Source organism: Microbacterium sp. K24, from assembly GCF_004794465.1.
Taxonomy (GTDB): Bacteria; Actinomycetota; Actinomycetes; order Actinomycetales; family Microbacteriaceae; genus Microbacterium.
The window spans coordinates 1-24,503 of record NZ_SSDJ01000099.1; the positions used below are offsets into that span (position 1 = coordinate 1).

22 protein-coding genes are annotated in these 24,503 nt (G+C 69.7%); 15 read left to right on the forward strand and 7 right to left on the reverse strand.

Annotated elements, in window-relative coordinates:
- The 10 genes from DW306_RS21265 to DW306_RS09290 form a co-directional block, all read left to right on the forward strand.
- Positions 1-181: hypothetical protein (locus DW306_RS21265; RefSeq protein ID WP_205814133.1), on the forward strand; the 181-nt coding region annotated here is incomplete at its 5' end.
- A gap of 57 nt (positions 182-238) precedes the next feature.
- Positions 239-2,017 (forward strand): hypothetical protein, encoded by a 1,779-nt coding sequence (locus DW306_RS09250; RefSeq protein ID WP_136055314.1) that lies wholly within the window; start codon positions 239-241, stop codon positions 2,015-2,017.
- Complete coding sequence (locus DW306_RS09255; RefSeq protein WP_136055315.1) at positions 2,014-3,876, forward strand: MBL fold metallo-hydrolase; 1,863 nt, start codon at positions 2,014-2,016, stop codon at positions 3,874-3,876. Before DW306_RS09250 ends, DW306_RS09255 begins: the two co-directional genes overlap by 4 nt.
- The gene (locus tag DW306_RS09260; RefSeq protein ID WP_136055316.1) at positions 3,873-4,901 is read left to right on the forward strand and encodes a LacI family DNA-binding transcriptional regulator; all 1,029 of its coding nucleotides are present in this window, start codon (positions 3,873-3,875) and stop codon (positions 4,899-4,901) included. Before DW306_RS09255 ends, DW306_RS09260 begins: the two co-directional genes overlap by 4 nt.
- Positions 4,902-4,969: 68 nt before the next feature.
- Positions 4,970-5,599 carry a phosphotransferase gene (locus tag DW306_RS09265; RefSeq protein ID WP_168429269.1) on the forward strand — a complete coding sequence of 210 codons (630 nt, stop codon included), beginning with the start codon at positions 4,970-4,972 and terminating at the stop codon, positions 5,597-5,599.
- A gap of 199 nt (positions 5,600-5,798) precedes the next feature.
- Positions 5,799-6,764, forward strand: a complete 966-nt coding sequence (locus DW306_RS09270) for an ROK family protein (protein ID WP_205814134.1) — start codon at positions 5,799-5,801, stop codon at positions 6,762-6,764.
- Positions 6,757-7,335: an SIS domain-containing protein gene (locus tag DW306_RS09275; RefSeq protein WP_136055318.1), complete on the forward strand. Its 579-nt coding sequence runs from the start codon at positions 6,757-6,759 to the stop codon at positions 7,333-7,335. The genes DW306_RS09270 and DW306_RS09275 overlap by 8 nt, the downstream gene beginning before the upstream one ends.
- Positions 7,332-9,941, forward strand: coding sequence for an alpha-mannosidase (locus tag DW306_RS09280; protein ID WP_240747135.1), 2,610 nt, complete (start codon positions 7,332-7,334; stop codon positions 9,939-9,941). Before DW306_RS09275 ends, DW306_RS09280 begins: the two co-directional genes overlap by 4 nt.
- Positions 9,938-11,782 carry a hypothetical protein gene (locus tag DW306_RS09285; protein WP_205814135.1) on the forward strand — a complete coding sequence of 615 codons (1,845 nt, stop codon included), beginning with the start codon at positions 9,938-9,940 and terminating at the stop codon, positions 11,780-11,782. The genes DW306_RS09280 and DW306_RS09285 overlap by 4 nt, the downstream gene beginning before the upstream one ends.
- Positions 11,783-11,855: 73 nt before the next feature.
- Positions 11,856-12,572, forward strand: a complete 717-nt coding sequence (locus tag DW306_RS09290) for an alpha/beta fold hydrolase (protein ID WP_136055320.1) — start codon at positions 11,856-11,858, stop codon at positions 12,570-12,572.
- An 18-nt stretch (positions 12,573-12,590) separates the two neighbouring features.
- Here DW306_RS09290 and DW306_RS09295 read toward each other — a convergent pair whose 3' ends face one another.
- The 3 genes from DW306_RS09295 to DW306_RS09305 form a co-directional block, all read right to left on the reverse strand.
- Positions 12,591-13,619, reverse strand: a complete 1,029-nt coding sequence (locus tag DW306_RS09295) for a Gfo/Idh/MocA family oxidoreductase (RefSeq protein WP_136055321.1) — start codon at positions 13,617-13,619, stop codon at positions 12,591-12,593.
- Complete coding sequence (locus DW306_RS09300; protein WP_136055322.1) at positions 13,616-14,599, reverse strand: Gfo/Idh/MocA family oxidoreductase; 984 nt, start codon at positions 14,597-14,599, stop codon at positions 13,616-13,618. The genes DW306_RS09295 and DW306_RS09300 overlap by 4 nt, the downstream gene beginning before the upstream one ends.
- A gap of 110 nt (positions 14,600-14,709) precedes the next feature.
- The gene (locus tag DW306_RS09305) at positions 14,710-15,507 is read right to left on the reverse strand and encodes an endonuclease/exonuclease/phosphatase family protein (protein ID WP_136055323.1); all 798 of its coding nucleotides are present in this window, start codon (positions 15,505-15,507) and stop codon (positions 14,710-14,712) included.
- A 91-nt stretch (positions 15,508-15,598) separates the two neighbouring features.
- Between DW306_RS09305 and DW306_RS09310 the strand changes: the two genes are divergently transcribed.
- The 4 genes from DW306_RS09310 to DW306_RS09325 are packed head-to-tail and all read left to right on the forward strand — an operon-like array spanning position 15,599 to position 19,448.
- Complete coding sequence (locus tag DW306_RS09310) at positions 15,599-16,759, forward strand: GAF domain-containing SpoIIE family protein phosphatase (RefSeq protein ID WP_136055324.1); 1,161 nt, start codon at positions 15,599-15,601, stop codon at positions 16,757-16,759.
- Positions 16,756-18,720, forward strand: a complete 1,965-nt coding sequence (locus tag DW306_RS09315; RefSeq protein WP_136055325.1) for a glycosyltransferase family 2 protein — start codon at positions 16,756-16,758, stop codon at positions 18,718-18,720. The genes DW306_RS09310 and DW306_RS09315 overlap by 4 nt, the downstream gene beginning before the upstream one ends.
- Positions 18,704-19,036, forward strand: coding sequence for an STAS domain-containing protein (locus DW306_RS09320; protein WP_136055326.1), 333 nt, complete (start codon positions 18,704-18,706; stop codon positions 19,034-19,036). The genes DW306_RS09315 and DW306_RS09320 overlap by 17 nt, the downstream gene beginning before the upstream one ends.
- Complete coding sequence (locus DW306_RS09325; protein WP_168429271.1) at positions 19,026-19,448, forward strand: ATP-binding protein; 423 nt, start codon at positions 19,026-19,028, stop codon at positions 19,446-19,448. Before DW306_RS09320 ends, DW306_RS09325 begins: the two co-directional genes overlap by 11 nt.
- Before the next feature lie 21 nt (positions 19,449-19,469).
- Here the strand turns inward: DW306_RS09325 and DW306_RS09330 are convergent, their stop codons facing one another.
- From DW306_RS09330 to dnaK, 4 genes are read right to left on the reverse strand one after another with little or no spacing between them, the layout of a single operon-like run.
- Positions 19,470-19,898 (reverse strand): MerR family transcriptional regulator, encoded by a 429-nt coding sequence (locus DW306_RS09330; RefSeq protein WP_136055328.1) that lies wholly within the window; start codon positions 19,896-19,898, stop codon positions 19,470-19,472.
- A 45-nt stretch (positions 19,899-19,943) separates the two neighbouring features.
- Positions 19,944-20,927 (reverse strand): DnaJ C-terminal domain-containing protein, encoded by a 984-nt coding sequence (locus tag DW306_RS09335; RefSeq protein ID WP_136055329.1) that lies wholly within the window; start codon positions 20,925-20,927, stop codon positions 19,944-19,946.
- A 7-nt stretch (positions 20,928-20,934) separates the two neighbouring features.
- Positions 20,935-21,591, reverse strand: a complete 657-nt coding sequence (locus DW306_RS09340; protein WP_136055330.1) for a nucleotide exchange factor GrpE — start codon at positions 21,589-21,591, stop codon at positions 20,935-20,937.
- A gap of 2 nt (positions 21,592-21,593) precedes the next feature.
- The gene (gene dnaK, locus DW306_RS09345; protein WP_136055331.1) at positions 21,594-23,462 is read right to left on the reverse strand and encodes a molecular chaperone DnaK; all 1,869 of its coding nucleotides are present in this window, start codon (positions 23,460-23,462) and stop codon (positions 21,594-21,596) included.
- Positions 23,463-23,663: 201 nt separating this feature from the next.
- On the opposite strand from dnaK, the gene DW306_RS09350 reads away from it, so the two are divergent.
- Positions 23,664-24,317 carry a hypothetical protein gene (locus DW306_RS09350; RefSeq protein WP_136055332.1) on the forward strand — a complete coding sequence of 218 codons (654 nt, stop codon included), beginning with the start codon at positions 23,664-23,666 and terminating at the stop codon, positions 24,315-24,317.
- Positions 24,318-24,503 lie beyond the last annotated feature (186 nt).

A 24,503-nucleotide genomic window follows, 5' to 3' on the forward strand; every position in this document is an offset into this window, starting at 1 on the left:
CGGAGTCGCCGCGCGGCACGACCGACTGATCGGCGACGCGATCGCCGCGGCCGGCGATGTCGACGCGATCGTGCTCGCCCAGGCCTCCATGGCCACCGGAGCCGGCGCCGACCCGCGCGTGCTGACATCCCCTGAGTCCGGGGCGGCCGCCTTCCTCGCCTCTCTGGAGAGCGCCGGATGAAACGAGATTCCTCGACCGGCCGAGTGAGTGGGAACGTTATCACATAGACTCTTCGCCATGATCTCCGTCCCCTCGATGACGAGCGATGCCGACCGCCGCGCGATCCGCGGAACGACCTACTCCCTCTCCTGGCGCACAGGATCGGGCGGCCTGATCCGCTCCCCGTACCTCGACCTCGCCGACGCGGACGGGCGGCGATGGATGCGCCTGAGCGCACTCTCCAGCGTGCACACGCGCACGGCCGCCGACGAGGCGATGACCATCTCCGAACCGGTCGTGCGCACCGAGGCGGATGCCCTCGTCGTGACGATCCGGACGGAGTCGACCGCGTGGGCGGAGCGCATCCTCGAGCTGCGGTGCACCGCCGAGACCGTCGAGCTGACCCTCGAGGCCGCGGGCGACGGCGACCTCGCCGACGTCACCATCCTCGGCGGCGACGGCATCCTGCCCACCGGCGCGAGCGGCGCGTTCCGCTCCGGCATCGACGCTCTCTCACTCTTCGTACCCAGCCCGACCGAGCCGATCGCGTTCGTGCGTCCGGTCTCGTCGGCCGCGGTGCTCGGCGTGGTGGGCGACGCCGATCCGGGACGGCTCAACGGCATCTTCTCGCCGCCTCCGCTCGCGCTCGCTTTCGGCCGCTCGCCCGTCGAGTCGCCGATCGACCCCGGCGAGGGCTCCTGGCTCGGGACCTGGCTGCGGGCGCCTGTGGACGAGCTGCGCTTCACGACGATGCGCTACGACCCGATCGACGGCGCGGCGCTGCTCCGGCTCTCCTACGAGGGTCACACGCGGGTCGCCGGACGCTGGCGCTCGCCGACACTCGTCATCCGGGCGGCCGCTTCTCCCGGGGACATGCTCCGGGACTACCACGCGGATCTCGTCCGCTCCGGCTGCGCCCCCGAAGCGAGGGTCGAGGTGCAGCGGTGGTGGCGGGAGCCGCTTTTCTGCGGGTGGGGTGCCCAGGTCGCGCGCGGCGGTGCCCCGGCGCCGGACCTCTGTCGCCAGGAGGTCTACGACGAGTTCCTGCAGGTCCTCGACTCGGCCTCGCTCGACCCGGGAACGATCGTGATCGACGACCGGTGGCAGGCGCGGTACGGCACCGCCGAGCCCGACACGGACGCCTGGCCCGATCTGCGCGACTGGATCGCGCGGCAGCACGGGCGCGGCCGCAGGGTGCTGCTGTGGTGGAAGGCCTGGGATCCCGCCGGACTGCCCGCCGACGAATGCGTGTCGGATGCCGCGGGCCGGGCGATCGCCGCCGACCCGGGCAGCCCCGCCTACCTCGCCCGTCTCGACGCCATCGTCGAGGGCCTGATATCGACCGGCGGTCTCGACGCCGACGGGTTCAAGGTCGACTTCACCCAGCGGGCGCCGAGCGGCGCCATGCTGCGCTCCGCCGGCGACAGCGACGGCGTGTGGGGGATCGCCGCGGTGCACCGGCTCGTCGGGCGGATCCGGCAGGCGGCCGTGCGCGCGAAGCCCGACGCGCTCGTGATCGCGCACACCGTGCATCCGTCGTTCGGCGACGTCGCCGACATGATCCGCACGAACGACGTACTCGAGCGCGACACGGCAGGCACCCCCGTGCCGGTGGCCGAACAGCTGCGCGCTCGGCACGCGATCGTTTCGGCGGTGCTCCCGCATCACCCCGTCGACACTGATCAGTGGCCGATGCCCGACCGCGAAGAGTGGCTCGAGTACGCGAAGGCGCAGCCGAAGTATGGTGTTCCCGCGCTCTATTACCTGGAGCGCGTGCGCGAGGACGAGCCGATCGACCGGGAGCACCTCGCCGTGATCGCCCGAAGCTGGGCCGACTATCGGAGAGGACTGCGATGACGGCGACGGAGATCGCCCGCGGCGTCTGGCGCCTCGACGACACCTGCCAGGTCTACCTGCTGGCCGATCCCGATGCTCCCGCGGGAGCGCGCGACGCCGTCGCGATCGACTTCGGCTCCGGCCTCGTGCTCGACGAGCTCCCCGGGCTCGGCATCCGTCGGCTGACCGACGTGCTGATGACCCACCACCACCGCGATCAGGGCCAGGGGCTCCCCCTCGCGGTCGCCCATGGGGCGCGCATCCATGTGCCGCCCGTGGAGCGCGAGCTGTTCGACCGGGTCGAGGAGATGTGGGAGGGCCGACCGCTCGACAACGACTACGCGCTTCGCCAGGATCGCTTCTCGCTCCTGGCCTCCATTCCCGTGCATGCGACGGTGCCGGAGTACCGCGAGCTCGAGGTCGCGGGTCTGCGGCTGCGCGTCGTCCCGACCCCGGGGCACACGATCGGGTCGGTCACCTATCTGCTCGAGCGCGACGGCCAGGTGATCGCGTTCTCCGGCGACCTCATCTATGCGCCGGGCAAGGTCTGGTCGCTCGCGGCGACCCAATGGTCCTACACGCAGAACGAAGGACCGGCGATGACGGTGCTGAGCGCGCGGATTCTGGCTCGCGAAGGAGTGACGCGCCTGGCGCCCTCGCACGGCGCGGTGATGGATGACGCCGTCGCCGCGCTCGAGCTGCTCGCCGACACGATGCAGGAGTACGTGGATTCGCGCCGCTCCTATCCCTGGGATCTGCTGGCGCGGCTCGACGATCCGTTCGTCGCCCTCTCCGAGCATCTGCTGCTCAACCGCACGTCGATGTCGTGCTCGTACGTCGTGCTGTCGGGAACCGGCGAGGCGCTGATCATCGACTACGGCTATGACATGACCACGGGAATCGTGCCGGGGCAGGATCGCTCCGCCCGCCGGCCGTGGCTCGCCTCGGTGCCGGCGCTGCGGCGGAACCACGGAGTGACCCGCATCACCGTCGCCCTTCCCACGCACTACCACGACGACCACATCGCCGGCATGCCCCTGCTGCGCGACGTGGAGGGCACCGAGCTGTGGATCCCGGCGAACGTCGCGCCGACGATGGCCGACCCGTGGCGCGAAGACCTGCCCTGCCAGTGGTACGACCCGATCGTCGCCGATCGCGTGCTGCCGCTCGACGAGCCGTTCACCTGGAACGAGTACACGTTCACCGCGCACGAGCAGCCCGGTCACACCCTGTACGCCGTCGCCTACTCGCTCGAGATCGACGGGATGACGGTGGTCTTCACGGGGGACCAGCAGGAGGGTCTCGGCGGGAGGGACGGCCGCCGGGACATCATGAACTACCAGTACCGCAACCTCTTCCGCCTGGGCGACTACTCGAGGAGCGCGGCGCTGTACCGCCGCCTCGGCCCGGGCCTCATGGCGAGCGGGCACTGGGAGCCGCGGCGGGTGGACGACGACTATCTCGACGACCTCGCCGAGTCCGGACGCCTGGTCGACGATCTGCATGAACGTCTGCTGCCGCTCGACGACGTCGGAATCGGACCCGACGGTCAGACCGCCCGACTCCTCCCCTACCGCGCCGGGGGCGTGGTGGACGAGCCGCTGACGTACGACCTGCGCCTGCGCAACCCCTTCCCCTCATCGACGGATGCCCGGGTGTCACTGGTCTTGCCGCTAGGCTGGCGCTCGTCCCGGCGCGAGATCGACATCGCGCTCGGACCCCATGAGGAGGCCGCCGTGCAGTTGACCGTGACACCGACCACGGCGGGGCGACGGCAGCGCCTGGCTCTCGACGTCACGGTCGGTGGCCTTCGACTCGGACAGCACGTCGAGGCTCTGCTCGACGTCGCCCCCGCTCCCCTCCCGAGTTCGCGGCCATGAGCGATCGGCCGCGTCCGCCTTTCGAGCGACCGACGATCCGCGAGGTCGCGTCGGCCGCCGGCGTCTCACGGTCGACCGCGTCGCGGGCCCTGTCCGGAAACGGCTATGCGGCCCCTGAGGTGCGCGATCGCGTACGCGCGGTGGCGAAGGAGATCGGCTACGTCGTCGACGTGACCGCCCGCAGCCTCAAGCAGCGCACGAGCAAATCGGTCGGCGTGCTGGTGTCCGATCTCCGCAACGTCTTCTACGCCGAGCTCGCAGCCGGGATCGGCGAGGAGGCTCGCGCTCACGGCCGGACCGTCGTGCTGGTCGACCTGCGCGGCAACAGTCCCGATGAGCTCGAGGCCGCCGAGACTCTCGTCGGATCACGCGTCTCCGGTGTGATCGCCACTCCGGTCTCGGCCGAGCTGAGCGCCTACCTGAGCCGCATCGGCGTGCCGCTGATCGAGGTCGACCGTCGCTTCGACGCAGAAGGCACGGATGCGGTCGTGGTCGACAACCGCGCCGCCGCGCGCGACACCACCACGCGTCTCCTCGACGCAGGGCACCGTCGCATCGCGCTGCTGATCGACGAGACCGAGTGGACCACGGGTGACGAGCGTCAGCGCGGCTACCTCGATGCCCTGAAAGGGCGCAAGGCGCCCGTCGACCCTTCGCTTATCGTCCAGGCCGGTTGGGACGCCGAAGAGGCCAAGGCCGCGGCGCTCGGCCTGCTGTCTCGGCAGGATCGTCCGACTGCGGTCTTTGCGGCGAACAACGTCCTCACCGAGGGCACCTGGCGCGCGGCATCCGAATTGAGGCTCCGCGTTCCCGAAGACGTGAGCATCGTGGGATTCGACGATGCGCCGTGGATGAGCATGGTGCACCCCGGCGTCTCGACGAGGCAGCAGGATGCCGGCGCGCTGGGCGCCGCCGCGATGCGAGCCCTCCTGGAGAGGATCGAGTCCCCGGATGCCCCGGTGCGCACGATCGTGATGCCGACGCAGTTCCTCGATCGGGGTTCGGTCGCGGCACCGCCGGAGTGATGCGCCAGGGCGCGGTCGGCCAGGTACGCATCGTCGAGCGCGATGGCCGTACCTTGATCGAGAAGCGGATGACGGATCCGCTCCGCCACGACACCGAGCTCGCCGCCCTGCGGGCCCTCCGGGGATCGGGCCTGCCCGTGCCGGAGCTGGTCGAGGTCGAACCGGGGTCGATCCTGATGACGCTGATGCCGGGTGCGCGCCTCGACAGCGGGAGCGCCGACGAGCGGATCGAGCGGCTCGCAGCATCCGCTCCGCTTCTGCGATCACTGCACGCGCTCCCGGTGCCCGATGGACTGCCGTCCGCACCCGATGATCACACCATTATCCGGCGCTACCGGGCGGCGGGAGGGCCGCCGCTGCCCCTGGCGATCCCTCCGTCTCAGGGCGCAGTGTTCTGTCACGGCGACTGGACCGACGGGAACGTGCTGGCCGTCGACGGCGAGATCACCGCCATCATCGACTGGGAGGCCGCGCATGTCGGAGACCCGCTGCGCGATCTCTCCCGCGCCGCCTGGGGTGCTTCTCTCAAGGACGAGCGGTCCTTCGATGCGCTCGTCGACGCGTACGGCGCGGACCGCGAGGCCGCACGAGCGTGGGCGCCGATCCATGCCGCCGAGCTGTGGCTCTGGTTCGCCGAGGCCGGCCCGCCGGAGTACCTCGCGGATCTGACGGAGCGGCTGCGCCGCTGGCCGGACTGACGCTTGTAGGCGCTGAAAACTCGCAGAACGACGCGAATCTCGCAGGGTTTGCGGCCTGAGGCTGCGAACTTCGAGGAGGTCTGCGAAGTCCTGCCGAGGCGCCATTCGCAGAATTCTGCTTTGCTAAGATGTGGGAACGATGTCACACTGTCTCCAGACATGTGACGAACACCGTGGACACGGCAGGCCGGAGGATGGAATGGCAACGCAGCGCAGCGTGCTCGCACTCGATATCGGCGGCACCAAGCTGGCCGTGGCGATGATGACGCCCGACGGCCGCACGCACGGCTTCCTCTCGGAGCCCACCGACAAGCACCGCGGACCCGACGCCGTCATCGCGCACCTCTTCGACATGGGCCGTCGCAGCATCGCCGCCGCGGGGCTCGGCGCACCGTTATCCGTGGGGATCAGCTGCGGCGGTCCGCTCGATGCCCCTGCCGGGGTCCTCACGCACCCGCTCCATCTGCCCGGCTGGATCGACATCCCGATCGTCGCCATGGCAGCCGAGGAGTTCGGTGTACCCGCCGTCGTCGAGAACGACGCCACGGCCGCGGTGCTGGCGGAGCACCGCTACGGCGCGGCGCAGGGCGCCGGCATCGCCCTCTACCTCACGCTCTCCACGGGCGTCGGCGGCGGCTCGATCATCGACGGACGCCTGCACCGCGGCGCAGCGGGGAACGGCGGCGAGTTCGGCCACCTCACGGTGCGGCCTGGCGGACGCGACTGCCTGTGCGGGCGGCGCGGATGCCTCGAGGCCTACGCCTCCGGCACGTCGATCGCCGCGCGGGCGCAGGACGCCCTCGCCACGGACATGCGATCGTCCACGCTGCGCGACCTGGCGGTCGTGCGGGCGGAGGACGTGTCCTCCGCCGCCCGCGCCGGCGACGGACTGGCCGCCGAGCTGTGGCAGGAGACCACCGCCGTGCTGGGTCAGGCGGTGACCGATCTGGTCAACGTGTTCGAGCCCCACGTCGTCGTGCTCGGCGGCGGCGTCACGCGCTCCGGTTCCCAGCTGCTCGACCCGGTCCGCACCATCGTGCAGACGACCGCCATGCCCCCCGCCGCCGCGCGCGTCACCGTGACCCTCGCCGGGCTCGGCGACGAGGTGTGCGTCGTCGGCGCCGGCGCCCTCGCCCTCGACCTCGTGGAGGAAGTCCGTGTCTGACTGGCTCGACGAACAGCTCGACGCCCACATCCGCACCGCGACGGATGCCGCCGCGCAGCTGCCCGCCGTCAAGGCGGTGGGCGCCGTGCTCATCGACGCTTTCGAGAAGGGCGGCACCCTCTACACGTTCGGCAACGGCGGGAGCGCCGCCGACGCACAGCACTTCACCGGCGAGGTCATCGGCCACTACCGCCGCGATCGCCGCCCGCTTCCCGCCGTCACGCTCTCGACCGACGCGACGGTGTCGACCTGCATCGCGAACGACTACGCCTTCGAGGACATCTTCTCCCGCCAGGTGCAGGCTCTCGCCCGGCCGCATGACGTCGTCGCCGCGTTCACCACCTCCGGTCGCTCGCAGAACATCGTCGACGCCCTCACCGCCGCGCGGGCCAACGGCGCCACCACGCTGCTGTTCGGTGGCGGCGACGGCGGCCCCTCCCTCGCGCTCGCCGATCACGTGCTGCTCTCACCCTCGTCCGACACTCCGCGGATCCAGGAGATGCACACCTTCTTCCTGCACGCCCTTTCCGAGATCCTTGATGCATGGGCCGCAGGAGAGGAACTGGCGTGAGCGCAGGCGCTTCGAAAGCACCGATCGATCGCGCACCGATCGCCAATGCCCCCTCCGGCGCGCAGCCGGAGGGCCGACCCGCGACGCTGCGGCCCGCCGCGACCCCCGATCGCACGCTGCACATGATCGGCAACGCGCACCTCGATCCGGTGTGGCTGTGGCCGTGGCAGGAGGGGTACCAGGAGGCGCGGGCGACCTTCGCGAGCGCGCTCGACCGCATGGACGAGTATCCCGAATTCGTCTTCACCTGCGACCAGATCGTGCTGCTGTCGTGGGTCGAGGAGCAGGATCCCGAGATGTTCGCCCGCATCGCCGAGCGCGTCGCCGAGGGCCGATGGGTCAATGTCGGCGGCTGGTGGGTGGAGCCCGACTGCAACATGCCGATGGGCGAGTCGTTCGCGCGGCAGGGGCTCTACGGCCAGCGGTTCCTGCAGTCGCGCTTCGGCCAGATCGCGACAGTCGGCATGAACGTCGACCCGTTCGGGCACAGCGTGAGCATCCCCCAGATCCTGCGGGGTCAGCGCATGGACTCTTACACGTTCCTGCGCCCCGGCCCGCACGAGGGCGACCTCGACGAGACGCTGTTCCACTGGGAGTCGCCCGACGGATCCCGCGTGCTCGCGTTCCGCATCCCGTTCGAGTACTGCAGCCCGCCCGGCGACGTCTCGGGGCAGACCGAGAAGTCGCTGGGCCAACTCGACCGTTCGCTGGGGTCGATGATGGTGTTCTACGGCGTGGGCAATCACGGCGGCGGCCCGACCAAGGCCAACATCGACTCGATCCACCGCTACGACCGGATGGGCACTTTCGGGAGGATGACGATGTCGTCACCGCGCACGTACTTCGACGAGATGCTCGCCCGCGGAAAGGGTTTCCTCGATGCTCTCGCCGTGCGTCGGGACGACCTGCAGCATCACGCGCCGGGCTGCTACTCGGCGCACTCCGGCATCAAGGCCTGGCAGCGGCGAGCGCAGCATGCCGTACTCTCGGCGGAACGATGGGCCGCGGTCGCGATGGCGCTCGGCGGCGACGAGTACCCGCGCGACGACCTGGAGCGCGCGTGGAAGCAGATCCTCTTCAACCAGTTCCACGACATCCTCCCGGGCTCCGCGATCGAGCCCTCGTACGAGGACGCCCGCGACCAGCTCGGCGAGGCCGTCGCGATCGCCAAGCGCATCATCACCCGCGCGCACAACCGCATCGCTCGCCGGATCGACATTCCGGCGGACCCGGCGACGCAGCCCGTCGTGGTGTTCAACCCGCACCCGTGGCCCGTCTCGGTCGACGTCGACTTCCAGTACGGCGCCCAGCCGCACGGGGTGCGCGTGGTCGACCACGAGGGCGTCGAGGTGTTCTCGCAGGCGACGCAGTCCACCGCCACGACGGGAGACCGCAGCCGTGGCGCGGTCACCTTCCGCGCCGAGGTGCCCGCGTTCGGCTACTCCCTCTACCGACTGCTCCCGGGACCGGCTGTCGCACCGGCATCCGCACTCTCGGTCTCCGACGACGGCACCGTCATCGAGAACGCACACCTGCGTGTCGAGCTGGACCCGGCGACGGGCGACGTCATCTCGCTCCTCGACAGGGCGACGGGCGTGGATCCGCTCGCCGGCACAAGGGGCCAGCCGCGCACGGCCGTCTGCGACGACCCCACCGACACCTGGGGACATCGGGTGATCTCGTACGCCTGGCCGGGCGCCGCGATGACGCTCGACCAGATTGTGGTGCGCGAGACCGGACCGCTGCGCTCGCGGGTACGGGTGGAACGCTCCTGGGGTGCGAGCACGCTCGTCGAGGAGTATCTGCTCGACCACGACGCCCGTCAGGTGCGCGTCGATGTCACGATCGACTGGCGCGAGAAGGCGCATCTGCTGAAGCTCCGCTTCCCGGTCGGGATCGACGACCCGTCCGCGACGTACGAGATCCCGTACGGCACGATCGAGCGCCCGGTCGACGGCGCCGAGGAGCCCGCGCAGTCGTGGGTCGACCTCACCGGCACGGTCGGCGGCGCACCCGCGGGCCTCACCGTGGTCGCGACCACGAAGCACGGGTGGGACGTCTCCCCCGCCGGTTCCGCCGGGCTCGAGACGGCGAGCATCGGCATCACTGCGGTGCGCAGTCCCGTCTACTCCTGGCATGATCCGCGTCTGCTCGACCCCGAGGGCATCTACTCGTTCCAGGATCAGGGCATCCAGCGCTTCAGCCTCGAGCTCATCCCGCACGCCGGCGACTGGCGTACCGCCCAGCCGACCCGCCGCGCCGCGGTGCTCGGGTCGCCGGTGCGCGCCCAGCAGGAGTCCTTCCACGACGGCGACCTCCCCGCGCGTCGGTCCTTCGCGGACGACGGCTCCGGCGCCGTGATGATCACCGCGATCAAGGGCAGCGAGGACGCGCCGGATGCCGGTGCGGCCGACGTCATCGTCCGCGCCGTCGAGACGACCGGACGTCCGGCCGCCGCGAGAATCGATCTCCCGCTCCTCGATCGCACGATCGAGGGCGGGTTCCGTGCGCACCAGGTCCGCACGTTCCGCGTGCCGCTGGACCCGGATGCCGACATCGTCGAGGTCGACCTGCTGGAGTGGCCGCTGGGAGAAGCCCCCGCGTGAGCACGGGTACCCGCACGCCGACGGTCGCCATCCTCGACGCGGATCCGGCGTCGTTCCGGTTCGAGGTGCGCGAGGAGGGCGACGTCCGCCGCATCGCCGTGCGCTTCACGGGTGCCGAGCCCGTCGACGCCGCCGTGCGGGTCTCCGTGCGGATCGCGGATGCCGTCGCGCCGTGGTGGCTGATCCCCGGGCTGTTCTACGGCGACAACCGTCCGGCGGACAACGATCGTCCCTACCCTCGGTTCGAGGCGCGGCCGAGCGCCGACGCGGACGAGTTCGTCAGCGACGAGTGGCACTTCCGGTCGGACCGGGCGGCGACCCCCGCGGTCTTCGTGTGGCCGGCACCCGGCCGACCGGGCATCGCGCTCTCCGTGAGCCCGACCACGCCTCTCGGCCTCACCGGCGTCGGCTTCGCGCTCGACGACGGCGACGCCGTGCTCAGTGCGACGTTCCCGGCGCGCGAGTTCCCCGTCACCTACTACGGAGACGGCGACCCTCGACCCGCCGAGGTCCTCCGGCATCGCTTCACCCCGGGCGAGATCGTCGAGCTGACCGTCCGCCTGCACTCGCTTTCCGAGGACCGTCACGACTACGCGCGGGTGCTGCGCGCGCTGCACGCCGAGAGCGCGGCATCCGCTCCGCTCCGCCCCTGGATGGACATCCCCTCCGCCGCAGCCCTCAGCGCCGAGGGCCTGCACCGCTGGCACTACGACCCCGACCCCGGGGTGCTCCTCGAGACGGTCGGGTTCGACCGGGAGGTCTCGGGCCGCGACGGGAAGTCCGTCGATCGCCAGGCCATGCACGTCGGCTGGGTCTCGGGCATCCCGTGGGCCTACGCGATGCTGCGCCACGCGCACCGCACAGCCGACGCAGCCCTGCGCGCGGCGGCGGAGCGCGTGATCGACTTCTGCACGGCGTCGCTCTCGCCGAGCGGCACGTTCTGGGGCGTCTGGTACCGCGACGGCGGATGGACGCAGAGCTGGACGTCCCACCGACGCGGCCTGCACGGGCGCACTCTCGGTGAGGCGACGCAGTTCCTGGTCAGGGCCGTCGAGCTGACCGGCCGGGAGGACTGGAGGCGCGCGGCGATCTCGAACCTCGACGCGGTGGTCGCGAGGCAGCGGACCGACGGCAACCTGGGCAGCATCCACCATGCCGAGACGGGAAAGGTGCTCGTGTGGGACGGCTCCGCCGGCCTCGCGTGGGTCGGCGCTCTGGCGGAGGCTGCCGTCTGGGACGAGCGCTATCTGTCCGCGGCGGTGCGAGCCGGAGACTGGTACGCGTCTCTCGTGCTCGACGAGGATCTGCACGGCGCCCCCGAGGACGTCGATCTCGCCGGGACGAGCGAGGACGGCTATGTCGCGGTCATGGCATACCTCGCGCTGCACGAGGCCACCGGAAACGCGCGCTGGCTCGACCTCTCCCGGAGAGCCGCGGATTTCGCCCTCTCCTTCCGCTACACGTACGACGTCGACTTCCCGGCGACGTCGATGCTGGGGATCTACGACTTCGGCACCCGGGGCGCCGATCAGGCCTCGCCCTCCAATCAGCATCTGCACGCCTACGGTCTCGTCATGACACGGGAGATGCTGCGGCTGGCGAAGGCCACGGGCGACGACCACTACCGCGAGAGAGCACTGGAGTCGCTCGCCTGCTTCCGCCAGTTCGTCGCTCGCTTCGACGGCGACTTCAACGCGTACCGGGGCATGGTCACCGAGCGCTACTACCAGACGGAGTGCTTCCAGCCGAAGGGCATGCTGCTCACGCTCTCCCACGCCTGGAGCGCCGGAGTGCTGCTGCTCGGATGCGAAGACGCCATCGCCGCGGGCGTCATCGGGTGATCGGTCTGTCAACCCCCTCGGTCCGACGATCCCGCCCGCGCAGGATGAGGCCTGGTCCCGCGAGAGGAGTGCGATGGACGTCATCCTGGTACCCGGCCTGTGGCTGGACGGCTCGTCCTGGCAGGATGTCGCGACGCGCCTGACGAATGCCGGACACGTGCCGCATCCGCTCAGCCTGCGGGGTCTCACCGCTCGGACGGCGGACCGGTCCGGCGTGCTGCTCGCGGACCATGTCGCCCTGATCTCCCGCACCATCGACCAGATGGGCGGGCCCGTCGCACTCGTCGGTCACGCCGAGGCCTGCGGGCTCGTGCACGCCGCCGTCAACCGGAGTCCGGATCGCGTGGCCAGGGCATTCCACATCGGCGGCCTGCCGAGCGCCGACGGCACGTTCGTGTTCACCGGTTTCGCCGCGGACGCGCACCGCGACACCCCCGACCTCGCCCGCCGCCGCGCGCAGGATGCCGCGCTCGACGCGCTGCGGGAACGCCAGCGCACACGGCACGGCGAAGGTGTCGACTCTCTGCAGAGGCTGGACGACGATCGGCGCTTCGACGTCCCCGCCACCATCGTGGCGACCGAGTACACGACCGACGACGTGCGTCGCTGGGCGGCCGAGGACGTCGATCCCGCCCGCGAGGTGAACCGCCTCCGCGAGGCGGTCCTGGTCGACATGCCCGCCGGCCACTGGCCGCAGATCGAATGCGCCGACGCCGTCGCCTCTCTGATCGTCGACCACCTCGCGACTCGCGGACGTCCTCCGGTCGCCGGAGCGGCACGGCACGCATGACCGGATCGCGCAGCGACGTCAGGCCGTGACCCGCGCGGCGTTCCTCACCTCAACGATGGCCTTGCTCGCCGAGGACTCGTAGGCCGCCAGGATGACCCCGAGCACGTCGATCCCCTCGACGTGGGTCTGGATCGGGCGGGTGCCGTTCTGGAGCGATTCCGCGAAGTGCGCGATCTCCTCCGCGAACTCGTGCACGGACTCGAACTCGCGGGTGACCGGCTCCTCCCCGCGAAGGCGCGAGATCAGGGTGTTGCCGTCGGAGGACAGCGCCCCCTTCTCTCCCACGAGCGAGAACTTCTCCGTGCCGACAGCCGGCTGATAGGCCCAGCTGGTCGTGACGTGGCCCACCACCCCGTTGTCGTAGCGGACCAGGACCTGCGCGGAATCCTCGCCCTCCATGAACTCCAGACGATGACGCGAGAGCATCGCGGTGACCTCCACGGGCGTGCCGCCGGCGAGGTGCTGCAGCAGGTACAGGGGGTGGTAGCCGGTGTCGATGAGCTCTCCGCCGCCGGCCGTGGCGGCGTGTGCACGCCAGCCCATGCTCTCGGGCGTGAAGTCGTTGAAGAAGCTGTCCGTGGTGCGCACCTCGTACACCCGCCCGAGCGCGCCGCTGTCGATGAGCTCCTTCGCGGCGGCGACCGCCGGCAGGAACAGCTGGTTGTGCGCGCACATCACGGTCACGCCGTTGCGTTCGACCGCCGCGGCGATGGCCGCGGCCTCCTCCGCCGTGAGGCACAGCGGCTTCTCGCACAGCACGTGCAGTCCGGCATCCGCGGCGGCGATGACCGCGTCGGCGTGCAGATGATGCGGCAGGCAGATGTCCACGGCATCCAGGCCGCCTGCGGCGATCATGTCGCGGTAGTCGCTGTAGACGCGCACGTCGGGGTCGTCGCCGCGGCGCTTCTCGGCGTTCTCGGCGACCGGGTCGGCGATGGCGGCGAAGGTCACTGCCTCGGGGTTGCGGAGGTATCCCGCCACGTGCGCCCCGGCGATGCCGCCGGCGCCGATGAGTCCGATCCGGATCCTGTCGGTCGAGTTCGTCATGCTTGTCCCTTCGAGGTTGCTGCGGTGTTGGCGGCGACCACGAACCGGGTGAGGTCGATGGCTGCCTGGAGGTTCTCCGAGGTGTCGGCGTCGCCGCGGATGGCATCGACCCAGAGCGCGTACGGGCTCCGCCCCGCAGGGTCGAGGGGCACGGGTGTCCAGGTGTCGCCGAACCGGCCCCCCTTGGCGATCATCGACTCCTGCCCGAATCCGAAGAGCAGCGAGGCCCGCGTGCCGCGCAGCTCGAGAGCGGAGGCACCCGGAGTGGTGACGAAGCTCGCCTCGGCGACGCCGAGCGCCCCGTCCGGATAGAGGGCGACGACGACCGCGTTGTCCTCGACCACGCGGCCGGTGACATGCCCGTAGGCGGCGGTGATCCGGTCGGGGTGGGCACCGAGGAAGTGCTGTACGAGATAAGCGGGGTGGCAGCCGAGATCGGCGAAGGCTCCGCCGATCGCCGCGACGGGGTCGGCGAAGCGCTCCGGAAGCCATCCGCCCAGCCAGCCGTCGTGGGCGACCCGGACACGGGCGTAGGTGATCTCGCCGAGCGCCCCCTCATCGACCAGGCGCGCCGCCGTCGTGACGAAGGGCTCCGACAGCCGTGGCAGCGAGACCACGAGCGCGATGTCCTTCTCCCGTGCGGCATCGACCAGTGCTTCGGCCTCGACCACGGTCGGCGCGAGCAGCTTCTCGGTGAAGACGTGCTTCCCCGCGGCGATCGCGCGTCCGATAACGTCGGTGTGCTCGTTCGTCGCGGTGGTCACGGTGATCGCGTCGATGTCGGGGCGTGCCAGGAGAGCGTCGAGCGTGTCGGCGTGGGCGATGCCGAGGCGATCGGCGCCTTCTGCGCCGCGCTCGGCATCAGGGTCCCACGCGGCGACGAGACGCGTTCCGGAGTGTTCGACCGCCTCCCGTGCATAGTCGTCCGCGTGGACGTGCCAGAAACCGACGATGCCGACGCCGATGGGGTTGTCAGCCAACAGTGCACTCCTTCGTGATGTCGTCCCGTCCGCGCGCACACGGAAGAGACCGGTGGGTGAGGGTGGATGTGGCAACGTTACCAGCTGCTCCCCGAGCAGTGCATCGTCACTCAGCACGCATCGCGGATCCGGATGTCGGCGACGACCGGGTAGTGATCCGACGGCGGCATCCCTCCGGGCTCATCCCGCACGATCCATGCCGACGATGCGCTCGCACCGAGCGTGCCCGGCACGAACAGGATGTGGTCGATGCGCCGGTCGAACTGATCGGCCGCCTCGGGCGGAGCGAAGCGGTTGGTCGAACTCAGGGTTCGCTCGTCGACGCCTGCCGGCGCTGCATCCCACGCGTCCCGCAGGTCCATGCCGGCCAGAGGCGGTTGAGTGACGTCGTAGTTGAGGTCGGCGAGGAGCAGACCCGGCACGGCACGCCCCTCGTGCCCCGCCCGGGTCAGTCGGGCGAGCGCCGCGACCTGCGCGGTCGTCTCCTCGACCCGGTCCGGCTCCCAGCTCGTCGCTCCCACCACGACGCGCAGCTCCCCGAGCGGATGCTGCACAGAACTGACCAGCGCGGCGTTCACGCGCCCTTCGGATGGTGTCGCGACGCGCGCCACGCGGGTGATCGGCCATCGACTGACGAGCCCCAGGCCCATCTGCACACCCTCGTGCAAGGGATCATCCATTGGTCGGGGTGCGGGCGGGAGCCCGACGGGCACGAAGGCCGCATATCCTCCGATCGCATCGGCGAGGACATCGGCCTGTGTGCGCTCGTGCGCGCCCCAGCACTCCTGCACACCGAGCACGTCGGGCCGCTGATCGCGCACCACCGCGATCAGACCCGGCTCACGCTCCTGCCAGTTCCCGCCGAAGCGCCACCAGACGTTCCACGTCATCGCACGGATCGAGTGCATGACTTGAGCCTGGCGGAGGGAATCGAGGGTCTCGATCCCCTTGACAGGCCGCCTCACCTCCTAAGATGAGGGTGACCGTGGAGGGCGGCAGATGTTCGACGAGCGAAGAAGACAAGAAGCGCTCGAGGAACTGGGGATCCTTGACACACCGCGCGATGAGCGCGTTGACCGAGTGGCGCGATTGGCCAAGGAGATGTTCGGCGTACCCATGGTCAGCGTCTCGCTGCTGGACCGCGATCGGCAGTGGCGGAAGTCGGAGATCGGCCTGGGCGGATCCGAGGCTCCGCGCCAGGACTCGTTCTGCGATTACACGGTCAGCCAGGACCGCACCGTCATCGTCGAGGATGCTCTCGACACCGAGATCTTCGCCGACAACCCGTTCGTCGTGGGCGATCCTCACCTGCGCTTCTACGCCGGACATCCGCTCCACGCACCCGGCGGCGAGCCGATCGGCACACTGTGCGTGCTCGACACGGTCCCGCACACCCTGAGCGACGCCCAGCGCGGCCTGCTCCGCGACCTCGCCTTCTGGGTGCAGTCCGAACTCGCGAACGACGCCGAGCTCGACCACGCCGCAGTCATCCAGCGTGCGCTGCGCCCCCAGGTGCATCCCGATGTTCCCGGCTACACGATCGCGGGCGGAGCCGTGTCGCGCGGCCGGCTCGCGGGCGATTTCTACGACCTCCGAATGCACGACGGCCGGCTGCGCATCACGCTGGCGGATGCGATGGGCAAAGGCACCGGTCCGGCTCTGGTCGCCGCGAGCGTGCGCGCGTCGCTGCGCACCGCGCCGGATCGCACGATCACCGAGGCGATCGCCGATGCCGATCGGCTGCTCGAGGAGGACCTCGCCGACACCTCGATGTTCGTCACGGCGGTGCACGCCGAACTGCAGCCGGAGACGGGCGATCTGCAGGTCATCGACGCCGGGCACAGCCTCGCCTTCATCCTCCGGGCCGACGGATCGTGGGAGCATCTCCGCTCCACCAGCCTGCCGCTCGGCATGGGGATGGGTCTTCAGCCCCCGGAGGAGCGCGAGCCGCGTTCGACCCGCCTCGAGAAGGGCGACGCGTTCGTCTGCTGCAGCGACGGACTGCTCGACGTGCTCGACCCCGACGATCCCTACGCGCATGTCTACCGGGTGCTGACGACGCTCGGCCCGGACGGCGCCATCCGCGAAGCCCTGAGCCTGGCCTCCGACGAGCGGGCGACGGATGACATCACCGTGGTGGTCGTGAGGCGCGAGCGGTGACCGCACGGTTCGCGACGATCCGCATCCTCGCCCTGCTGTCGGTGCTCCTCGGCGTGAACTACGTCGCGTGGCGCTGGCTCGAGTCGGTGAACTGGTCGGCGTGGTGGATCGCCGTCCCCCTCGTGATCGCCGAGACGTACAGCCTGATCGACACGTTCCTGTTCTGCCTGACGATGTGGAGAGCGCGCGAACGTCCCGCGCCGGTGTCTGCGCCGGAGGGCACAGCCGACGTCTTCATCACCACGTACGACGAGCCGATCGAGCTCGTGATGACCACTGCCCGCGCAGCGCAGCGGATCGCCTACCCGCACACCACCTGGGTGCTCGACGACGGCGCCCGCCCCGACCTGGAGCGGGCCGCGCGAGACGCGGGAATCGGATACCTCACCCGTTCGGAGGACTGGACCGGCAAGCCGCGCCACGCGAAGGCGGGCAACCTCAACAGCGCGCTGTTCCAGACCGATGGGGAGTTCCTGCTCATCCTCGACGCGGATCAGATCCCCGACCCGCTGATCCTGCACCGCACCCTGGGCTACTTCGCCGACGACCCGCAGGTGGCGCTCGTGCAGACGCCGCAGTGGTTCATGAACGTGGACGAGGCCGATCCGCTGGGCAGTCAGGCCCCGCTGTTCTACGGGCCGATCCAGCAGGGAAAGGATGGGTGGAACGCCGCCTTCTTCTGCGGATCGAACGCCGTGCTCCGCCGCGAAGCGCTCATGCAGCTCGGCATCATCGGCTATGTGCGCGAGGTGACGGACTCCACGGCCCGCGCGCTGCGCACCTCGGAGCAGATGATCGAGAAGGAGATGCGAGCGGCATCCGACCCGCGGCTCCAGCGCGAGCTCGCCGCGCTGCGGATGGCGATCCGTCGGGGCAGCCGCGATCTCGCCGCCGGCACGCCTGTCTCCGACGTCGCGGATGCCGTGAGACAAGCGGTCGACGATGCCTCGCGCATCCTCATCGCCGACGATCTGGCCGGCATCCGCGCCGACCTCGAAGAGCTCGGCGCTCTGCCCATCGCTCATGACGCGCAGCTCGATGCCGTCGTCGTGGACGAGGCCGGGCTCGATGCCCTGGCGGCATCCGATCTCTCGCCGATCACGGCGCTCGACACGGTGCGGGCGCTCCTCGACGCCCTGCGCCTCGACCGGGGCGGCGAGGCCCAGCCGATCCTCCCGCTCGCCACCATCTCGGTGACGGAGGACATGGCGACCGCCATGCAGCTGCACGCGATCGGCTGGCGCAGCGTGTACCACCACGAGATCCTGGCGAGGGGACTCGCGCCCGAAGACCTCCGCACCATGCTGACGCAGCGTCTGCGCTGGGCGCAGGGGACGCTGCAGGTGATGCTGCGCGACAATCCGCTCGCGAAGCGCGGGCTGTCGGTGGGTCAGCGGCTGATGTACTTCGCCACCATGTGGAGCTATCTGTCGGGCTTCGCCGCGATCGTGTACCTCACCGCCCCGGTCGTCTACCTCGTCTTCGGCGTGCTGCCGGTCACGGCCTGGTCGGTCGACTTCTTCGCCCGTTTCCTGCCGTACTTCCTCGTGAACCAGCTGCTGTTCCTGTTCGTCGCGAAGGGCGTCAAGACCTGGCGGGGACAGCAGTACTCGCTCGCACTGTTCCCGGTCTGGATCCGCGCCTGCACGACAGCATTCGCCAATGTGGTGCTGGGCCGACCGCTGTCGTTCGCCGTGACGCGCAAGGACGGCCGCGATCCGCGCGGGGTCCCGTGGGGCGAGATCTGGCCGCAGCTCACCGCGATGGCCGTGCTCGCTGTCGCGCTCGTCATCGGCGTCGTCCGGGTCTTCATCGGCACAGCGGACGGCACCGGCACGCTCGTCAACACGGCCTGGGTGCTCTACGACCTCGTCGTGCTCAGCGTCATCATCCAGGCGGCGCGATACCGTGGCCCCGCAGCTCTGATCGTCGAGAAGGAGTCCCATGGATCTCAACAGTGAAACCCGCGACGGATACGCCGTCATCACCCTCGGCGGCCGCCTCACCGCGACCGGGGCGCCGCTCCTCCGAAACGCGGTCGGTGATCTGATCACCACCGGTGAGTCGCGGATCGTCATCGACATGACCGCGCTGCAGTTCGTCGACTCCTCCGGTCTCGGAGCGCTCGTCGGCGGTTTGAAGAGCGCGCGGGTCGCCGGAGGAGACCTCAGGATCGCCGCCGTTCCGGATGCCGTGCGCACCGTCCTGCATCTCACGAACCTCGATCGCGTCCTCCGCGATTACCCCACGCCGGAATCGGCGTTCGATGGACGCTGACGAGTTCGAGATCAATCTCGGCGGGCCGGCGCGGCTGGCGCTGGTGGATGCCGTGCTCGACGCGCTCGATGCGGCGTGGACGGATGCTCCCGGCGTACCGGACGAGGACCGCACACTGTTCACGCTCGCCGTCAGCGAAGTCGTCACCAACATGGTGCAGCACGGCGAGGGGCCCACCGCTGTGACGGTGCGGGCGGAGATCCGTCTGGAGTCCGGCGTGCTCACCGCGACCCTGATCGACACCGCGCCGCCCGCGTCGATCGACTGGCACGGAATCTCCATGCCCGATGAGAACAGCGAGAGCGGGCGGGGACTCGCCCTGTCGCAGTCGGTGCTCGACGAGTTCACGCACACCTTCGACGACACCGGCAACACCTGGCGGCTGACGCGCCGGATCGGCGAGTCTGCCTGAGCGCTCAGCGGCTGTCGGGGGCTATCCCTCGCCGCGCGGATCCCACAGCACGACCTCGGTCGAGCGACGGATGCGTCGGCCGGTCGGCATCGGGACGACGCCTGTGGAACCGGCGGCGAAGACGCGCACACCGGGCCGGCTCTCGCGCTCGGCGCGGAGCGCCGCTTCGAGCTGGGCGACCGTGCCGCGCAGCATCCGGTTCTCATCCTCGAGGTCGAGGAGCTTGGCGATCGCGGGAAGGCTGACGCCCTGGGAGGAGAGCTCGGCGACCTCGCGGAGCTGCTCGATGTTGCGGGCCGAGTAGCGGCGGGATCCGCCGGATGTGCGACCGGGGACGACGAGTCCGACACGGTCGTATTGCCGCAGGGTCTGCGGGTGCATGCCCGCGAGTTCCGCCGCGACGGCGATAGCGAACACCGGGGTGTCGGCGTCCATGCCTCGTTCAGCCATGGATTCGCACCTCCCCGGTGTTCGCTCCCATCATCCGACTCATGATCAGCGACGTGCTTTCGCCATGAGTTCGGCCCGCGGGTTCTCTGCGGGCTCGACCTCTTGGAACTTCTCGAGTGCCGCGCGTGCGGCGTCGTCGAGATGCGTCGGAACCGCGACCTGGAGCTCGGCGAGCAGATCGCCGGTGCCCTTCGATGTCGCGACTCCGCGCCCCTTGACCCGCAGCACCCGCCCGGAGGGGGTGCCGGGTGCGACGCGGAGCTTGACCACGTCGCCGCCGAGAGTCGGCACCTCGATGGTCGCGCCGAGGGTCGCCTCGGTGAACTTCACGGGCACGACCACGCGCAGGTTGCGTCCGTCACGGGTGAACACCGGGTGCGGACGCACCGCGATCTGCACCACGATGTCGCCCGGCTCTCCGCCGTCCGGCGAAGGCCGTCCGCGCCCGCGCAGACGGATCTTCTGTCCGTCGGCGACGCCCGCGGGGATCTTCACCTTGAACGGCTTGCCATCGTCGCCCTGCAGCGAGATCGTCTCTCCCTGCACGGCCGTGATGAAGTCGAGCGTCGTGCGGGCCGTGACGTCGGCGCCGCGCTGCGGACCGCCGAAGCCTCGGAATCCGCCGCTCGGCTGACCGAAGCGGCCGTTGCCGAACGAGCCGCCCTGACCCTGGTTGAACATCGCGAAGATGTCTTCGAAGTCGGCGGACTGCCCGCGCCCCTGCTGACCGAACCGGCTGAACACGTCTTCGAACCCGCCGGCACCCGCGCCGCCCGCGGTGAAGCGGGCGCCGGAACCCATGGCGCGGATCTCGTCGTATTCCTTGCGCTGCTCGGCGTCGGAGAGCACCGAGTACGCCTCGCTGATCTCCTTGAACGTCGCCTCGGCTGCCGCATCGCCCTGATTGGAATCAGGGTGATATTTGCGCGCGAGCTTGCGGTACGTCTTCTTGAGATCGGCGTCACTGACGTCTTTCGAGACCCCGAGGGTCTTGTAGAAGTCCTTGTCGAACCAATCCTGGCTGGCCATCGATCACCTACTCTGCGGGTACGGCGACGACGACCTTCGCGGGACGCAGCTCGATGTCACCGAGGCGGTAGCCCACCTCGACGACCTCGAGCACCGTGGTCTTGGTGGCACCCGGAGTGGGCTGCTGGAAGATCGCCTCGTGGTGCTGAGGGTCGAACTCGTCGCCCTTCTCGCCGTACGAGACGACGCCGAGACGCTCCACGGCCGCGCGCACCTTGTCGGCGATCACAGCGAAGGGCGTGCCCTCGACCAGATCGCCGTGCTGGGCGGCGCGGTCGAGGTCGTCGAGCACGGGGATGAGGCCCTTGGCGGCCTCGCCCTTCGCCCGGTCGGCCTCGATCTGACGCTGCTCTTCGGTGCGGCGGCGGTAGTTCGCGTACTCCGCCTGCAGACGCTTGAGGTCGTTCAGCAGAGTGGACTCGAGGTCGGCGAGCACGGCGTCTTCTGCCGCGGCCTCACCGGTCTGCGTGGCGCCGAGGATGTCGTCGACCGTCAGGTCGTCGGGAGCACCGTCGACCGGGGACTCGTCCGAGCCCTCGGCCGCGGCGGCCTCGGTGGAGTCGGGGTTCTGCGGCGCGGGGCCGGACGCATACGCGTCCGACCCCTCTTCCGGTCCTTCGGCAGGCTCAGGAACCGAACCGTTGTCGAAGTTCTTGTCCGTCATGATTACTTCTTGTCTTCCTCGTCGTCGACGACCTCGGCGTCGATGACGTCCTCATCGGTGGAGGAGGCGTCGTCGGCGGTCGGGGCCTCGCCGTCAGCGGCGGCGCCGGCTGCGGCATCCGCCTGCGAGGAGGCGTAGATCGCTTCGCCGAGCTTGCCCTGCGACTCGTTCAGCTTGTCGAACGCGGTCTTCACGGCGTCGTCGTCCTCGCCCGCGAGAGCGGTCTTGAGGGCGTCGACGTCGGCCTGGACCGACTCCTTGACGTCGGCGGGGAGCTTGTCGTCGTTGTCCTTGATCAGCTTGTCGATCGAGTACGCGAGCGTCTCGGCCTGGTTGCGGATCTCGGCGGCCTCACGGCGCTTCTTGTCTTCCGCCGCGTTCTCCTCGGCCTCGCGCACCATGCGGTCGATGTCTTCCTTGGACAGCGAGGAGCCGCCCGTGATCGTCATCGACTGCTCCTTGCCGGTGCCCTTGTCCTTCGCGGACACGTGCACGATGCCGTTGGCGTCGATGTCGAAGGTGACCTCGATCTGCGGGATGCCGCGGGGGGCCGGGGCGATTCCGGTGAGCTCGAACGTTCCGAGCGGCTTGTTGTCGCGGGTGAAGTCGCGCTCGCCCTGGAAGACCTGGATCGCGACGGACGGCTGGTTGTCGTCTGCCGTGGTGAAGGTCTCGCTGCGCTTGGTCGGGATGGCCGTGTTGCGCTCGATGAGCTTGGTCATCATGCCGCCCTTGGTCTCGATTCCGAGGCTCAGCGGGGTGACGTCGATGAGCAGCACGTCCTTGCGCTCACCCTTGAGGACACCGGCCTGCAGGGCGGCGCCGACGGCGACGACCTCATCCGGGTTGACGCCCTTGTTGGCTTCCTTGCCGGCCTCGCGCTTGACGAGCTCGGCGACGGCGGGCATACGCGTCGATCCACCGACGAGCACGACGTGCGCGATGTCGGCGACCTTGATGCCGGCTTCGCGGATGACGTCTTCGAACGGCTTCTTGGTGCGGTCGAGGAGGTCCTTCGTGAGGTCCTCGAACTTCGCCCGGGTGATCGTCTCGCTCAGCGAGACCGGACCGGAGTCCGTCAGCGACAGGTAGGGGAGGTTGATGCTGGTCGACGTCGAGGAGGAGAGCTCCTTCTTCGCCTGCTCGGCGGCCTCCTTCAGACGCTGCAGGGCGATCTTGTCGCCGGAGACGTCGACGCCCGTGGTCTCCTTGAACTGCTTGATCAGGTAGTCGACGAGGCGCTGATCCCAGTCGTCGCCGCCGAGGCGGTTGTCGCCGGCGGTCGAGCGCACCTGGATGGTCGAGAAGTCGTCGTCCTTGCCCACCTCGAGGAGGGAGACGTCGAACGTTCCGCCACCGAGGTCGAAGACGAGGATGAGCTCGTCTTCCTTGCCGCGGTCGAGACCGTAGGCGAGCGCGGCGGCGGTCGGCTCGTTGATGATGCGCAGGACGTTGAGGCCCGCGATCTCACCGGCCTCCTTCGTGGCCTGACGCTCGGCGTCGTTGAAGTACGCGGGGACGGTGATGACCGCATCGGTCACCGTGTCGCCGAGGTACGACTCCGCGTCGCGCTTGAGCTTCATGAGGATGCGCGCGGAGATCTCCTGCGGCGTCCACTTCTTGCCATCGACGTCGAAGGTCCAGTCGGTGCCCATGTGGCGCTTGACCGACGAGATCGTCCGGTCGACGTTGGTGACGGCCTGGCGCTTGGCGGTCTCGCCGACCAGCACCTCGCCGTCTTTGGTGAAGGCGACCACCGACGGGGTGGTGCGGAAGCCCTCGGCGTTGGCGATGACCTTGGGCTCGCCGCCCTCGAGGACGCTGACGACGGAGTTGGTGGTTCCGAGGTCGATACCGACAGCACGTGCCATGTGTTTTCTCCTTTGTTGGAAGTTCGTTCTGGTAGGGAAATCTGCGGCGATCAGGGAAACCTGAGTCGCGATGACTCAACTGTACTCCGGCGGCCATTCGGTGTCAAAACAAAGTTGATATGGATCGGCTCAACTTTGGTCACAGGGGGTTATCCACAGGCGCGATCCGACGGATGCTGCGCCTCTCTAGGCTCCCTGACCATGACTTCACACCACCGCCGATTCGCCCCCGTGGCCGCCTTCGTCGCTCTCGCACTCAGCCTCTTGAGCGGATGCTCGCCCCTGCCGGTCGCACGCGAGGCCGGCACGCCGATGCCGCGTCCGTCAGCGGATCCGACACCGACCTCGCAGGCCGGATCTCCCCGGGGCGGCCTCTCGTTCGCCGAGGGGGCGACGCTGGATCCGCGCGCGGACATCAGCTGGGGTGACGGATTCGTCGCCGACGACGGGTGGCGGGCTCAGGCCTCGCAGCGTCCCGGTCGCTGGTCATACGTGAACGCCGCGGGGACGTGCACGGCGTCGTACCGAGGTGGCGCGCTCGGGGATGCGGGAGGCATGGATGACCGAGAGGCCACGGACGCCCTGATCGAATATCAGTCGGGAGACGACTTCCTCGCACCGGAGATGCTGACGGACGGGGAGTTCGCCGCCTATGAAGGCGACGGCTCCGGTATCGCACATCGGCAGTTCAGCTACACGGTCAACGAGTTCGGGTACTTCATGGCCGCACGCGCCTTCGTGGAAGCGGACTACTCGGTCTGGGTCATCGTGACCTGTGAGGGCGAGCCGGTCGGACCGGTCGCACAGGAGGTGCTGTCGAAGAACGTCATCGCCATCGACGCCCCGAAGGAGTGACGCGGTCGTCATCCGCGAACCGTTCAGCCGCGTGCCGATCTCAGCCGCGTGCCGATCTCAGAAGCGGGTTGCTCAGAAGCGCGTTGCTCAGAAGCGGGTCGCTCAGAAGCGCGTTGCTCAGAAGGGAGCGGGGGTGTCGTCTTCGGTGAAGGTGACGGTGTTGGGTGGTGGGGGTCTGTCGATGTA

Excerpts from the sequence above, each read along its gene's own strand:
- DW306_RS09250 (WP_136055314.1), top strand. The coding sequence starts at position 239 with ATGATCTCCGTCCCCTCGATGACGAGCGATGCCGACCGCCGCGCGATC.
- DW306_RS09255 (WP_136055315.1), top strand. The coding sequence starts at position 2,014 with ATGACGGCGACGGAGATCGCCCGCGGCGTCTGGCGCCTCGACGACACC.
- DW306_RS09260 (WP_136055316.1), top strand. The coding sequence starts at position 3,873 with ATGAGCGATCGGCCGCGTCCGCCTTTCGAGCGACCGACGATCCGCGAG.
- DW306_RS09265 (WP_168429269.1), top strand. The coding sequence starts at position 4,970 with ATGACGGATCCGCTCCGCCACGACACCGAGCTCGCCGCCCTGCGGGCC.
- DW306_RS09270 (WP_205814134.1), top strand. The coding sequence starts at position 5,799 with ATGGCAACGCAGCGCAGCGTGCTCGCACTCGATATCGGCGGCACCAAG.
- DW306_RS09290 (WP_136055320.1), top strand. The coding sequence starts at position 11,856 with ATGGACGTCATCCTGGTACCCGGCCTGTGGCTGGACGGCTCGTCCTGG.
- DW306_RS09295 (WP_136055321.1), bottom strand. The coding sequence starts at position 13,619 with ATGACGAACTCGACCGACAGGATCCGGATCGGACTCATCGGCGCCGGC.
- DW306_RS09305 (WP_136055323.1), bottom strand. The coding sequence starts at position 15,507 with ATGCACTCGATCCGTGCGATGACGTGGAACGTCTGGTGGCGCTTCGGC.
- DW306_RS09310 (WP_136055324.1), top strand. The coding sequence starts at position 15,599 with ATGTTCGACGAGCGAAGAAGACAAGAAGCGCTCGAGGAACTGGGGATC.
- DW306_RS09320 (WP_136055326.1), top strand. The coding sequence starts at position 18,704 with ATGGATCTCAACAGTGAAACCCGCGACGGATACGCCGTCATCACCCTC.
- DW306_RS09325 (WP_168429271.1), top strand. The coding sequence starts at position 19,026 with ATGGACGCTGACGAGTTCGAGATCAATCTCGGCGGGCCGGCGCGGCTG.
- DW306_RS09330 (WP_136055328.1), bottom strand. The coding sequence starts at position 19,898 with ATGGCTGAACGAGGCATGGACGCCGACACCCCGGTGTTCGCTATCGCC.
- DW306_RS09335 (WP_136055329.1), bottom strand. The coding sequence starts at position 20,927 with ATGGCCAGCCAGGATTGGTTCGACAAGGACTTCTACAAGACCCTCGGG.
- DW306_RS09340 (WP_136055330.1), bottom strand. The coding sequence starts at position 21,591 with ATGACGGACAAGAACTTCGACAACGGTTCGGTTCCTGAGCCTGCCGAA.
- dnaK (WP_136055331.1), bottom strand. The coding sequence starts at position 23,462 with ATGGCACGTGCTGTCGGTATCGACCTCGGAACCACCAACTCCGTCGTC.
- DW306_RS09350 (WP_136055332.1), top strand. The coding sequence starts at position 23,664 with ATGACTTCACACCACCGCCGATTCGCCCCCGTGGCCGCCTTCGTCGCT.